This window comes from Neptuniibacter pectenicola, assembly GCF_001597735.1.
Taxonomy (GTDB): domain Bacteria; phylum Pseudomonadota; class Gammaproteobacteria; order Pseudomonadales; family Balneatricaceae; genus Neptuniibacter; species Neptuniibacter pectenicola.
Genome location: NZ_LUTS01000142.1, coordinates 1 through 259 on the forward strand (window position 1 = coordinate 1; position 259 = coordinate 259).

General features: G+C 38.2%; 1 protein-coding gene. It reads left to right on the top strand.

Going from position 1 to position 259, the window contains the following annotated elements; all coding sequences use genetic code 11:
• Positions 1 to 259 (top strand): hypothetical protein (locus A3773_RS18460; protein ID WP_231902241.1); only part of this gene is annotated, 259 nt, incomplete at both ends.

A 259-nucleotide genomic window follows, 5' to 3' on the forward strand; every position in this document is an offset into this window, starting at 1 on the left:
CCGTTATTCGTTACTGCTTATTTATCTCAGTCAGGTTTTAGTATTTTTGGCCTTTCGGTACAGGAGGGAGAAAGTATTGGAATTCAACTCTTTCAGTTCATTGCTGTTTTTAGTGTATCAGTGGTCACTATAGGTTTTAGTGCTTGGGGAATACACGATCTCCTATTACTACTGCATATTTTCACACATGAAATGGCTCTCAAAATATTATCGTTATTCGCTCTTAGCTTTGGTTTGCTTGGCTTGTTTGGGCATGAAG